Below are 13333 nucleotides of genomic sequence, written 5' to 3'. Positions count from 1 at the left end.
TGTCGATGTTTAATAATCGCACCCGCTTTGGAGCAATCCAAACTCAAATCGATGGAGGCCCTGGTCCTCCCGCAACACTAGTTCGTGAACCTGGTCAGATCCGGAAGGAAGCAGCCACAGCGGATGATGTGTGTGCCGGGATGTGGCTGGGGCCTCCGCCCATCTTGATGTTTGCAAAATAAGTTCGCATAAATTGCAGAATATTTCGCAAATTTGCACTATAAGTCTGCATAGACTACGTTTTGTTGTAGGTTTACAACAAAAGTGACTTAGCTATGTTTGACCAAACTAAGAAATCATCTCACGTACACAACATCTGTAAGTTTATGAGCTTGAAGAATGATGCTGTTGTTCGCACTCTCTCCATTCTGGAGTTCGATTTCTGTTTTCACCTCGAATACAACCCAAACATCAAAAGTTTTACCTCTCAACCTTTTGGTTTCCACTATCTATTCAATAACCGTAAGTGTCGATATACCCCTGACTTTTTAGCAATAGGTCACAATGAGCAATCAACATTCTTCGAGGTCAAACACTCTAGCCAGATTCTTAAACCTGATTTTAAGGAGCGCTTTGAAGAGAAACAGAGAGTAGCGTTGAGTGAGTTCAACAGACGGTTAGTACTCGTTACTGAGAAGCAAATTAGGATGGGACCAACGCTAGATAACTTTAAGTTGTTACACCGCTACTCTGGATTGCGCACAGTGACCGAGTTTCAAAAGCGAGTTTTGGCTTTTATTCAACGCAAGCAAATGGTCAAGTTGCAAGAGGTGTCTTTGTATTTTGGTCTATCAGAGCAAGACACACTTATTTCTACTCTACCTTGGATTTCTTCGGGGCACGTTAAAACAGACCTCAACACGATTGGCTTTGGTCTAGAAACTTGCGTTTGGTGCTAACTATGCCACCTGACTCTAATAATATATTTGGGTTCTTTGATGAGTTTGAAGTGTCAGAAGAAGAATCACAATTGCTCCCAAAAGAGCTAATTCTAGAACCCGTTGAAATATCATCGACCATAGATAGTTTGCCAGCAAAAATTCAGGAAGAGGTTCTTCGCCGCATAAAAGTGATTACCTTTGTAGAGAAGCGCTTGAAAGGTGGGTGGACAGAGAAAAACTTGAACCCCATCTTAAGTCTCGTTGAATCAGAATTACAGCTGACTCCCCCTAGTTGGCGGACTGTAGCAACTTGGAAAAAATCCTACTCTGAAGCAGGTAGAGAACCATGGGCACTTATTCCGAAGCATACGTTTAAGGGTAATCGCCAGAAAGAAATGGATTCGCAATCCTTGATTGACGAGGCAATTCAGAACGTATACCTGACACGTGAACGACTTAGTGTTGCAGAAGCATACCGATATTATAAGAGTCGAGTGATTCAAATGAATCGAGGGATTGTTGAAGGAAAAATCAAGCCAATTGCCGAACGCTCTTTTTACAATCGAATAAATGAGTTACCCCCTTATGAAGTGGCGATTGCGAGATTTGGTAAACGATATGCAGATCGGGAGTATCGCTCGGTTGGTCAGCAGGTAGCTGCAACTAAACCTATGGAGTTTGTTGAAATAGACCACACCCCAGTTCCAGTGATTTTGATTGATGATGAGCTAGATATTCCTTTGAGCCGCCCGTATTTGACGATGCTTTATGACCGTTTCAGTAAGTGCATTGTTGGTTGCAGTCTCAACTTTAGAGAGCCAAGCTTTGACTCTGTTAGAAAGGCTCTGTTGAATTCACTTTTGGATAAAAGCTGGCTTAAAGCAAAGTATCCATCGATTGAGAATGAGTGGCCTTGCCACGGTAAGATTGATTGCTTGGTCGTCGATAACGGTGCCGAGTTTTGGAGTCAAAGCTTGGAAGATTCGTTACGGCCTTTGGTGTCCGACATTCAATACAGTCAAGCAGCGAAGCCTTGGCGAAAGTCAGGGATCGAAAAGTTGTTCGATCAAATGAATAAAGGGTTAGTTAACGCTCTGCCTGGAAAAACCTTCACCAATCCTACTCAACTACAAGATTACAATCCAAAGAAGGATGCGGTGGTCAGGGTATCGGTATTTCTTGAATTACTCCATAAATGGATTGTCGACTATTACCACATGGCACCAGATTCTAGAAAGCGTGAGATTCCATACCACAAGTGGCACCAATCGAAATGGACGCCTTCTTACTATGATGGTGCTGAGAAGGAGCAACTCAGAGTAGAGTTAGGATTGCTTAGACACAGGACGATTGGAGTGGCAGGGATCAGGCTGCATAACTTACGCTATCAGTCCGCCGAGCTTATTGAATACCGGAAATATTGCACACCTAATGATGGCAAAAAGCTCTTTGTTAAAACCAAAACAGATCCTTCCGATATCAGCTACATCCATGTTTATCTAGAATCAGAAAAGAAGTACATAAAAGTTCCAGCGGTAGACAACAGCGGATATACAAACGGCCTTTCACTTTTTGAACACCAGCGCATACAAAAAGTACGCAGACTGAACACCAAGGATCTTGCTGATGATGAGGCTCTTGCGGATACATTTCTATATATGAAAAAACGTATCCAGGAAGAAACCGATAGATTCCGCCGTGTTAAAAGTAGCAAGCCCAACCTTCCTAAAACAGGTAACACGTCGAAACTAGCAAAGTTTAATGATGTTGGATCTGAGGGGCCAAGCTCAATCAACGTGACTCCTGTTAGGCTCAAATCTGAGGTTGTTTCCGATGCCTCAGAGTACTTAGATGACGATGATTTTGAAGATATTGAAGGGTATTAGTTTGAATTTAACACCAAAGCAGCTTGAGCAGCTAAAGTCCTTTGAAACCTGCTTTATCGAGTATCCCGCGATAACTGAAATCTACTCCATTTTCGATCAACTTCGTTTCAATCACTCTTTAGGTGGTGAACCAGAATCTTTCTTGTTAACTGGTGAGGCTGGAAGTGGAAAGACAGCTTTGATCAACAACTACTTGTCACGCTTTCAATCGGGTTCAACTTGGGGAAAGCAGCCAGTATTAAGCACTAGAGTGCCAAGTCGTATCAATGAACAGAATACGCTGACCCAATTTCTGGTTGATTTAGATTGTAAATCAGGAGGACGAGGGATTCGGCGCCGTAATGAAATTGCGCTTGGCGAAGCGGTTGTAAAGCAACTTAAACGTAAATCTGTTGAGCTGATTATTGTTAATGAAATTCAAGAGCTTGTTGAGTTTTCAACCGCAGAACAGAGACAAGTTATTGCCAACACATTCAAATATATAAGTGAAGAAGCAAGAGTCTCTTTTGTGCTTGTGGGTATGCCTTATGCTGATGTGATAGCGACAGAACCACAATGGAATTCGCGGCTAAGCTGGAGAAGAAAGATAGATTATTTCAAATTGTTGAAAGCGAATAGTCATTCGAGTAGAACGGCATCTTATGGGTTTGACTTAGAACAAAAAAAACATTTTGCCAGATTTGTCGCGGGTCTGAGTTCAAGGATGGGCTTTGATGAGCCACCAGTACTTACAAAGAATGAACTGCTATATCCTTTGTTTGCAATGTGCCGAGGAGAATGTCGAGCGTTAAAACACTTCTTGAAAGACGCGTTGCTTATTAGCTTCAACGACAATGCGGATACGATAGACAAAGCAATATTGTCACGCACTTTTGCATTTAAGTTCCCCTACCTAGATAACCCGTTTGATCGTCCTTTAAAGCAGCTTAGTCTTCATCAAATTGACTCTGGTTCTGCTTACCACTTAAATGCAGTCACCACTGAAGATAAAATAGTAGCCCCTCGTTTTACGGATGCTATTCCGCTGAGCATGCTATTGAGCAAAAATGGGCTTAAAGCTTAGAGGCTACTTGTCACGGCTTAGGCTGTCCAACAGCGCTGCTTTCTCTTCATCACTCATTTTGTCAATCACGCAAGCCAGTTCAGCACTTAACTCGTTTCTACAGAAAAAGTAGTTTAGTGGTACGTTTAACTCTTCAGCCATTCGTTCGAGCGTGCCAAGATCGGGTACATGTCTCCCTTTCTCATAGTGGTTCATCCGCCCACTCGCCGAGCTAGGTTCCATACCAATTCTGATACCCAGATCTTTCTGGGTAATGCCAGCTTTTTTGCGGGCTTCTTTAAGCCTCGTTGGGATTGGGTTGTCTTTATGCACTTACACATTTCTTTTCAACCTTTCGATAACTTAGATTGTCTAAGTTTTACCGATTTTTGTATACTTAGCAATCCTAAGTTTTGGATGGGTGAAATAGTGCAATGAATCGAAAAGTACCCCTTAACCAATGGCTATATAAGGCATTGATAAATAAAGAAATGGATGGTTTCACGGTACTGGAACTAAGAAATAGACTGTTGTACGCAACAGTGGGCGTATTCAACAAAAATGAACTCAGAAAAATGCTTTATCGCCAGCTTTATCAACTTGCAGAACGGGGATACCTTGAGAAAAGAAACAATCAGGCTAACGAAAAATCACGCTATTTCAAAACCTCTGCGTTCAAATCAGTAGAGTTTATTTCTGCGCATCGAACAAATTTACCATCCGCGAAAACAGGCTTGCCAAATAGCATTCAACAGCCTTTCATTCGGTATATATCCAAAGAAAAAGCGCAGTCCGAAGCTGAGCTTAGAATTCTGTTAGGGGAAGTTGAAGAATATAAGCGTGTGCTTACCCATTTTCCTGCTCAGTCAGCTCTTATCAAGCCGCTCTATGACAAATCAAAAGAATACTCAGCTAAGCTATTGGGAAGAGTTAATGCTCTGAGTAAATTGGAGTCACTGTAATGCTTGTGCGGGTCACCAAGATATGAAAGCGAGCTACATTCCGACTTTTTGTTGCTTATTATGAAAGCGGTGAGAGCTAGTGTGGTCGGTCTGGTGGATCACAGTTCTCATGGCACGTGTAAGTTAGTATCTGAAAAGCTTTGGGCAATTCCTTTAGCTATTCCTCCTTACAGAGAGCAGAAGAATATCACTAATATGGTGAATGGACTTCTTTCTATTTGCGACGAGTTAAAGTTATGTGTCGGTGATAGCCAACAAACGCAGCCTTAAAGTTGCCGGTTTGCTTTCTTAGATTTATATTTCTTGCAAATTACTGAAAAGATAAAAGTTCTTGTGGCGTACAGGGGGATTAGCCAAATTGTGTTACCATATCTGCCTTTCCGGATATTTAGTTTTGACCTTTAATCTGATGATATCTTTATAACAGTTAATCTTCACTCATCGAACCAGCGCGGATTATTATATGGATTTTTTTGGTGCTGATACTATTTACTTACTATCCAATAAGGTAACAAATGGAAAAGTCTGATTTATATCTTACATTTACAGATGAGAATCGTGCTCCAAAAGTAAATGAAGTTATTCTTTATGCAGAAGATAGCTCTTGGAATGACTTCGGTTATAAAATTGGGTGTACATTGAGAGTTCTTACTCATGAAGAGAATAAAAACTTTGAAGTTAGAGCATTTATAGGTTTTTTTGATCCAAGAAACTCAGAACTAGATGAAGAGCTCAAAAATGTAAACTACAAAACGACATCATATCTGGCGATGCTCCCTATAATACGGCAACTAGAAAAGAGAAGTGCATTAGATAAATTAGGCTTCTTCACTATGCTTCCTGATATGGAGGCTTACAGGTATGCAGTATCATATCTAGGTCCGGAGTTCTTAGAAAAGGTACTGCGAATTGTAAATGATTTGGTTCTTTACAAAGATAAAAAAAATAAATGGATTCCTCATGCTATGAATAGCGATGTTTTTAAACTGGGATTTATGAGGCATTCAAGTTCTTTTTTTGCGTTCAATAATGCTGACAGTGTGTTAGGAGGAGTAGAAGAAGAAAAGTTCGATGGGATATCCCAAGAGTTAACACTTAGGTATGAATTGGCCGGATTCGAAAATGATCATGAAATAAAATTAAAGTATGATCATACTAGCATTATACCCAAAAGGATCAATGTGCTAATCGGGAGGAATGGCCTGGGCAAAAGCCAAGCTCTCATGTCTTTTTGTCGAGCTGCTTTGAGATATCCAGATAAAGGCATTTCTCTCTCAACTTCAGATAGTAATGGTAGACCTGTAATAAATAGGTTACTTGCTATTGCAACGCCAGGCGAAACTCAAAACACCTTTCCATCAGAGAGAGTAAAAACCCAGAAGCTATACTATCGAAGGTTATCTTTAACTCGAAATGGACGCGCAAAAACCACGAAAACCATTAGTGATATGCTAGTTCAATTAGCACGTAGTGAAGATAGTATAGGCAAGAAGACTCGATGGGATATATTCATTGATGCTATCTCAAAAGTATTACCTATTAAAAGTTTGGTGATCGAATCAAGAGACAAGAAATATGTTGGTTTGGCTGATTTAGGGTGGGGTGGTGGAGAGCAGGCTTCTCTTGAAAGATGGGGCAACATTGCGCCTAATGCTGAGCCAAAAATAATGTTAGCTAGGGAAGCTTACCCGCTTAGTAGTGGGCAACTGACATTCATGAAGTTTGCCATTCTTTGTTGTTTATACATAGAGAACGGTTCATTCGTTCTATTAGATGAACCAGAAACTCACATGCATCCAAATATGATATCGGATTTTGTGGGGCTATTGGATGAAATTTTAGAAAATACAGGATCCTTGGCTCTTATTGCAACGCATTCTGCTTACTTTGTGAGAGAAATTCCACAAGATCAGGTTCATGTGTTTAAGAAAGAAGCGAACAACGTATGTATTTCTAATCCTAGACTGACCACATTTGGTGCACCCGTAGACTCGATATCAAGGTTTGTCTTTGATGACGATGCTGAGAGTAAACTCGCAGAGAAACTGTATCGACGAATCAAAAGGCAAAACACAACTTTTGAAGATATTGTTAATAAATTAGGTTACGAAATATCAGTAGCTGCAATGATGAAGTTGCGCCAGAAGATGGAAGAAGCATAATGAAAAAGCTTCCTATTCCTACCTACGACGATAAAGAGCGGACTACACAAGCATCTGAAAACACCAGAATGAGTAGTTACCCCCATCTTCGAAACCGATTAGCAGATGTAACTAGCGCATATCACAACTACTTGCAGCAGTCTGGAAATGCACTGAACATTGGTCCTATAGGTATTAGTAATGATCTAGCAAAAGCACTGAAGACGCACTACACGAGCGAACCTGAATGTTTTTCATTTATCCCATTACTACGTAGATCTTCTAGGCGCGTATGCCCCATGTGCGGTTCTTTGGGGACAGGAACGCTCGATCATTTATTGCCTCAGGCTATCTATCCAGAATTTGCGGTTTTTTCGAAAAACCTAGTACCAGCGTGTGATTGTAATACTAAGCGGCAAGATGTTGTTGCAGGATTTTGCAATCAATTCAATACTGGTGTAAGAGTTCTACATCCATATTTTGACGACTGCTTATCAGAGCGACAGATTTATTTCTCAATAGAGCCTTCCCCAGAATACCCGTTAGCGAAATTTGGGCTGGTATATATCAATCAGAACTGCAACGAATTCCCCTCAATCAAGTTTCATGTGGAGAGTGTTGTCCTTCCTTCGGGCATTGTGGCTGAAATGGTGGATATGTGGTCTAGCCTTAGCGAGTATCCTTCTGACAAAATTCACACGCTACCATCAGATGCAACCATAACTATTGAAAGCTTGAACGAAGCTTTGAGAGATGTATTAGGTAGACACGATCGACAAAAAACAACACCGAACAATTGGGAGTCTATTTTTGTCTATTCGATCATAAACAGTGAGAGTGCAAAAGAATGGATAGTTGAAAAACACAACTCTCTGATGGAGGAATGAGTCTCTACAACATCCCCAAAAAAACTGACCGCTTTAATTCAAACCACTTTTGAAGCTGAAGGGCTGCAAGAAAATCAGGATCTGCAAGAAGCACTTAAAGGATGCATCGACGCCATTGCCTCAGATTGCCTCGTGATCTCAAAAAGAGTTTTCCGACTGGGAAGACAGCTGTCGTCTTATTGATCTTCTGGCAATTATTCGAAATGCCAACTTTGTAGTCATTGAGCTAAGACGGGATGAAATCGGCGCACGGATGAAGCTTCAAGCTATTCGCTATGCTGCCATGTTCTCGCCTATGAATTGACGATATTTTGGTAATCATTTGAAAATACACTACACTAAAACTTAGATACTCTAAGTTTTAGTGGTGATATGTGAATACAGACATTCAACTTTACGCTGATGAATCGCTCGAAAGTTTCTTGCTGCGCTTATCGCAAGAACAAGGCTACGAGCGATTTTCTCATTTTGCTGAAGACATCTGGTTCGACACATTGGAGCAGCATGAAGTGATTCCCGGTGCTTTCCCTCTTGAGCTCAACCGAATCAATATCTACCATGCGCAAACTACAAGCCAAATGCGAGTGCGAGTTCTTATCCATCTTGAGAACCAATTAAAACTCAATAACTTTGGCGCTCTTCGCCTTGCGTTGTCACATTCAAAAGCTCAATTTTCTCCCGAATACAAAGCTGTGCATCGGTTAGGAGCTGATTATCCTTTCGTTTTTCTTGGTAAACGCTTCACGCCTATTTGCCCTTTATGTATTAGTGAGGCTCCATACATTCGCCAGCAGTGGCAATTTCTTTCTCAGCAAGCTTGTGAGCGCCATGGCTGTAAATTGGTTCATCACTGCCCCGAGTGTCAATCGAGATTGGAATACCAAACCACTGAGAGTATTAGCCAATGCGAATGCGGTTTTGAACTCCGAAACTCACCGGTAGAAGATGCGCCAGTGGCTGCGCTACTGGTTGCTCGATGGTTGTCAGGAAATGACTCAAAACCTTTGGGATTATTGAAGGCTGTGATGACGCTCTCTGAGCGATATGGTTTTTTACTATGGTACGTTAATCGTTACGGTGATATTGAGAACATCAGTTTTGAGTCATTTGTTGAGTATTGTTCTTGTTGGCCAAGAGTGTTGAAGGAAGAACTTGATGAGTTGGTAAACAAAGCCGATCTCATTCGAATCAAAGATTGGAAAAAGACGTTTTTCAATGAAGTTTTTGGCGCTTTGCTTAAAGATTGCCGCCAGTTACCAAGTAGGCAGTTAGAGCGTAATAGCGTGCTCACTCAAGTGTTAGCCTACTTTACAAAGTTAATGGCAACACTACCTTCAAGCAGCAAAGGGAATGTAGGCGATGTGCTGTTAAGCCCCTTAGAAGTGTCTACATTGCTTTCTTGCACAACGGATGAGGTGTATCGGTTGTATGAGTTTGGTGAGATTAAAGCAGCGATTAGGCCGCGGATGCATACCAAAATTGCCAGTCATGAATCGGCGTTCACCCTAAGAAGTGTCATCGAAACAAAGCTGACTCGAATGTGCTCTGAAAATGACGGTTTAAGCGTGTATCTACCTGAGTGGTAATTATGACGAAATTAAGTGATCTACTAGCAATTGAAGACGAGGCAATAAAACAAACTGCTCTAAAAAAGATGTTCATGCCCTATACAGAAGAGGTTTGTGTTGATGGGTATGAACAAGAAACGTTGACGATTTTGCTCAATCTCAGTTCTAGTCATCAAGCTGATAGGTGCTCAGATTGGTTGGATGTAGCTCGGGCTCAAAGGTATTTAAAAGACCGCGAAAACTTAAATGCCTCTCTTGCTGAAATCCAGTGGTTCCACACACATAACCTAAAGTTTCCAGATTGCCGTGTTAAGGATCAGCGGATAATTGCGCGACCTCTTTCTACAGCCGAGGAGTTTATTTCAAGTGCAGTATTGGATCAGCGATTGGGATGGGCTCATAACTCTGCTGTCTATCGTCACACATTGTGGTTACTGAATCCTTTTAAATGGCAATCACAGCCAGTGTGTATCCTTTCGCTTATTCAGCAGAAAAATCCAGTTTGGCTTGATCTGCTTACAGAATTTGGCTTGGATGTGAAGTCACTTGCTCGCTTACAACGTGCAATTGAAGAACAGCTTCCTGAGAATAGTTTTCCCGACAGTGTTAGTACTTACAGTAAGCAATTACGGTTTCCATGGGGTGATGATTATGTTTCGATCACCCCCGTTGTGAGTCATGCTCTTCAGTGCGAATTAGAAATAAGAGCACGAAGTCCAGAAAATAAACTCAGTTTTGTCTCTTCGTCACTGCCTAATTCTGCCAGTATTGGGAACCTGTGTGGCAGTTTGGGTGGGTATATGAGAGTCCTAAATTACCCGCTAGGTGTTAAGCAGGCCAAGGGGGGGACGTTAACGGAAAACCGTCAAAAGAGTGGTCATTACTTTGATGACTATCAGGTAACTAACGCCAAAATTTGTCAGGTACTAAATCGCCTAATTGGGTCTGAGCCATCCAAAACACAGCGGCAAAGAGAAAGAGCTCGTCAGGTTAGGGGTAAGATTTTACGAAAGCAAATAGCCTTATGGATGCTGCCACTCATTGAGTTAAGAGATATCGCCGAATCTGAACCCAATCAGCAACAACTAGAGCATGACGACACCTTAGCTCAAGCCTTTTTGTCGTTACCAGAATGGGAGCTTGGCTCTTTGGCTAGTGAGTTTAACCGACGCTTACATCTCACGTTTCAAAATAATATGTATTCAGCCAAGTTTGCTTATCATCCCAAACTGATGCAGGTAGCTAAAGCACAAGTGACATGGGTGCTTGAGCAACTAAGTAAGCCAATTAACAATCAAGATACGGTGACGGGGGAGCAATATATCTACCTGTCGTCAATGAGAGTGCAAGATGCGGTAGCGATGAGTAACCCTTGTTTGTGTGGTGTGCCGTCTTTGACGGCCATTTGGGGATTCATGCACGATTATCAAAGGCAATTTAATCAATTGGTTAACAATGATTCCCCAGTTGAGTTTTCGAGTTTCGCTTTTTATGTTCGAAACGAGAATATTCAATCAACAGCGAAGTTGACAGAACCTAATTCAGTGGCCAAAGCGCGAACGGTTTCTAATGCGAAACGACCGACCGTTCGTAGTGAACGATTGGCGGACCTAGAAATAGACTTAGTTATCAGAGTTCATAGTGAAAGCCGAATTTCAGACTTTAGATCAGCGCTTAAAACGGCCCTTCCCGTTGCTTTCGCCGGAGGGGCATTATACCAACCACAGCTATCGATGCAGATTGAGTGGCTTAGAACATTTACAGGCAGGAGTGAACTTTTCCATGTTTTAAAAGGATTACCTGCATACGGGCGATGGTTATACCCAAGTGAAAAGCAACCTACTAATTTTGATGAGTTAGAGCGGTTGCTCACTCAAGACGATGATAACTTGCTTGTTTCTCTTGGCTACCATTTATTAGAGCATCCAACTAAGAGGGGTAACGCAATCACAGGTTGTCATGCTTATGCGGAGAATGCGATAGGGCTAGCTAAGCGAATAAACCCGATAGAGGTCCGTTTTAGTGGACGAGATCACTTTTTAAACCGCGCCTTTTGGTCGATAGAATGCAGTAGCGAAACTATTCTTATAAAAAACTATAGGGATTAATCGTTTATGGAACTTTGCACTCAATTGAACTATGTCCGATCACTTTCTGCTGGCAAAGCTTATTTCTACTATCTATCCGAAAGTGGTGATATGTGTCCCCTTAATGTAGATAGAACCCGATTGCGCGCACCAAAAGGGAGTTATTCAGAAGCATATAAGGGGAACAAGTTCGTCGACAAGAATGTTGCCCCCCAAGACTTGGCATATTCAAACCCTCAGTTCATCGAAGAGTGCTATGTAAAGCCCGGCGTTGATGAAATCTATTGCGCATTTTCACTTCGAATTCGGGCCAATTCGTTAACCCCAGATATCTGTAGTGATGATGAAGTGCGCAGTAAACTGTCTATGTTTGCTAAGATTTATAAAGAGCTCAACGGATACAAAGAGTTAGCTAATCGTTATGCGAAGAACATCTTGCTTGGTACTTGGTTATGGCGAAATCGTGAGTGCAGAAATATCACTATTGAAGTGACGACCAGTGAATTGGATACCTTTGTTGTCGAACATGCTCAAAAACTCTCTTGGTATGGTCATTGGGATGGTGATTCAACAGAATGCTTAGAAAGGCTTACAGCCTATCTGGAGCGAGCATTGTCTGACCCGACCGAATACTTCTACATGGACATCAAAGCAAAACTGCGGGTTGGCTGGGGAGATGAGGTTTACCCAAGCCAAGAGTTTTTGGATAGTCGAGAAGATGGAATCCCTACTAAGCAGCTAGCCACAGTAGAGCTTTTGAGCGGAAAAGAAACCGTCGCGTTTCACGGACAAAAAGTTGGTGCAGCGTTGCAATCGATTGACGATTGGTGGCATGAAGAGGCTGATAAGCCTTTAAGAGTGAACGAATATGGTGCAGATCGAGAATACGTTATAGCAAGAAGACATGTAGCATATGGAAATGACTTCTATCAATTACTCAGAAATACAGAGAACTGGATTGAAAGTATGACTGCTTCTGAATCCATTCCGAATGACGTGCACTTTATTATGTCTGTTTTGATCAAGGGCGGATTGTTTAATTGCGCCAAGGTCAATTAAGAGGTTCTATCATGTCTCAACGGTACTACTTCTTGATACGTTACACGAATGCTAATGCCGACTATGGCTTGCTAGCAGGGCGTTGTATCTCACAAATGCACTTGTTTATGGTTAATCACCACCAAGCAATGAATAGAGTAGGTGTGAGTTTTCCTGATTGGAATGAATCTTCAGTTGGTCAAACCATTGCCTTTGTTTCCGAGGACAAAGAGATGATGATGGGCCTCTCTTTTCAGCCCTATTTTTCATTGATGGTTAATGAAGGTTTGTTTGAGATCTCCAGTGTTTATGAGGTGCCAGATACTTCCGAAGAAGTAAGGTTTGTTCGTAATCAGACGATTGGGAAAAACTTTTTGGGTTCCAAAAAGCGTCGAATCAAACGCAGTATGGCTAGGGCCGAGTTATTTGGTATTCAACAATCATTACCAGTAACGAATGAAGACCGTGTCATCGATAGTTTTCATCAGATCCCTATTTCTAGCAGCTCTTCACGGCAGGATTATATTCTGTTTATTCAAAAGGAATTCGCAGATGAGCGTGCTGAATCTGGCTTTAATAGCTATGGTTTTGCAACCAATCAAGAAAAAAGAGCGACGGTACCTGACTTACGTTTTAACCCTTTTGACGAAGACTCTTTTTTAGTTCATTAGAAACAAAGAGTTACAGTTGTGAAAATAAAAATGGTGTTTTTACCAAGTTGTGACTTTAAGCAAGAATGATCAGATGCTTAGTGATTATATTTTATAGTGTTCTGCCGAATAGGCAGCCAAGAAATTACTAATCCTCCTTTTTCTACTGTGAAAAAAGTGTTCTGCCGAAT

The 13333-nt window shown here is 41.5% G+C and carries 11 protein-coding genes, 1 other RNA gene and 1 pseudogene; 12 read left to right on the top strand and 1 reads right to left on the bottom strand.

Annotation, left to right across the window (positions count from 1 at the left end):
* The first annotated feature begins 58 nt into the window (after positions 1–58).
* The 4 genes from ffs (at position 59) to EPB59_RS07785 (ending at position 3830) form a co-directional block, all read left to right on the top strand.
* Positions 59–155, top strand: an RNA gene (ffs, locus tag EPB59_RS07800) — signal recognition particle sRNA small type.
* 120 nt (positions 156–275) lie between these two features.
* On the top strand, positions 276–899 hold the full coding sequence (locus tag EPB59_RS07795; protein WP_000460250.1) for a TnsA endonuclease N-terminal domain-containing protein: 624 nt from the start codon (positions 276–278) through the stop codon (positions 897–899).
* Positions 900–901: 2 nt separating this feature from the next.
* A complete protein-coding gene (locus EPB59_RS07790) occupies positions 902–2767 on the top strand; it encodes a Mu transposase C-terminal domain-containing protein (RefSeq protein ID WP_154172163.1) in 1866 nt (621 codons plus the stop codon).
* On the top strand, positions 2733–3830 hold the full coding sequence (locus EPB59_RS07785) for a TniB family NTP-binding protein (RefSeq protein WP_000177823.1): 1098 nt from the start codon (positions 2733–2735) through the stop codon (positions 3828–3830). Before EPB59_RS07790 ends, EPB59_RS07785 begins: the two co-directional genes overlap by 35 nt.
* Before the next feature lie 3 nt (positions 3831–3833).
* Here EPB59_RS07785 and EPB59_RS07780 read toward each other — a convergent pair whose 3' ends face one another.
* Positions 3834–4142, bottom strand: a complete 309-nt coding sequence (locus tag EPB59_RS07780) for a helix-turn-helix domain-containing protein (RefSeq protein ID WP_000548580.1) — start codon at positions 4140–4142, stop codon at positions 3834–3836.
* Positions 4143–4243: 101 nt separating this feature from the next.
* On the opposite strand from EPB59_RS07780, the gene EPB59_RS07775 reads away from it, so the two are divergent.
* The 8 genes and pseudogenes from EPB59_RS07775 to cas6f all read left to right on the top strand — a co-directional run bounded on the left by EPB59_RS07775 (position 4244) and on the right by cas6f (position 13163).
* Positions 4244–4771 carry a hypothetical protein gene (locus tag EPB59_RS07775; RefSeq protein WP_001080692.1) on the top strand — a complete coding sequence of 176 codons (528 nt, stop codon included), beginning with the start codon at positions 4244–4246 and terminating at the stop codon, positions 4769–4771.
* A 515-nt stretch (positions 4772–5286) separates the two neighbouring features.
* Complete coding sequence (locus tag EPB59_RS07770; protein ID WP_000415647.1) at positions 5287–6933, top strand: AAA family ATPase; 1647 nt, start codon at positions 5287–5289, stop codon at positions 6931–6933.
* A complete protein-coding gene (locus EPB59_RS07765) occupies positions 6933–7799 on the top strand; it encodes a hypothetical protein (protein ID WP_000735927.1) in 867 nt (288 codons plus the stop codon). Before EPB59_RS07770 ends, EPB59_RS07765 begins: the two co-directional genes overlap by 1 nt.
* A pseudogene (locus tag EPB59_RS18870) lies at positions 7796–8097 on the top strand (hypothetical protein); the annotation flags it as partial. The gene EPB59_RS07765 and the pseudogene EPB59_RS18870, both read left to right, overlap by 4 nt.
* 76 nt (positions 8098–8173) lie before the next feature.
* The gene (locus EPB59_RS07760; protein WP_154172161.1) at positions 8174–9385 is read left to right on the top strand and encodes a TniQ family protein; all 1212 of its coding nucleotides are present in this window, start codon (positions 8174–8176) and stop codon (positions 9383–9385) included.
* 2 nt (positions 9386–9387) lie between these two features.
* Positions 9388–11475 carry a type I-F CRISPR-associated protein Csy2 gene (locus EPB59_RS07755; protein ID WP_154172159.1) on the top strand — a complete coding sequence of 696 codons (2088 nt, stop codon included), beginning with the start codon at positions 9388–9390 and terminating at the stop codon, positions 11473–11475.
* A 6-nt stretch (positions 11476–11481) separates the two neighbouring features.
* Positions 11482–12513: a type I-F CRISPR-associated protein Csy3 gene (csy3, locus tag EPB59_RS07750; RefSeq protein ID WP_000417845.1), complete on the top strand. Its 1032-nt coding sequence runs from the start codon at positions 11482–11484 to the stop codon at positions 12511–12513.
* 11 nt (positions 12514–12524) lie between these two features.
* Positions 12525–13163 (top strand): type I-F CRISPR-associated endoribonuclease Cas6/Csy4, encoded by a 639-nt coding sequence (gene cas6f, locus EPB59_RS07745; protein WP_000083149.1) that lies wholly within the window; start codon positions 12525–12527, stop codon positions 13161–13163.
* Positions 13164–13333: the final 170 nt, after the last annotated feature.

The organism is Vibrio metoecus (genome assembly GCF_009665255.1).
Lineage (GTDB): Bacteria > Pseudomonadota > Gammaproteobacteria > Enterobacterales > Vibrionaceae > Vibrio > Vibrio metoecus_B.
The sequence above is the reverse complement of the archived record's forward strand: the minus strand, read 5'-3'. Positions and strand labels throughout refer to the sequence as shown.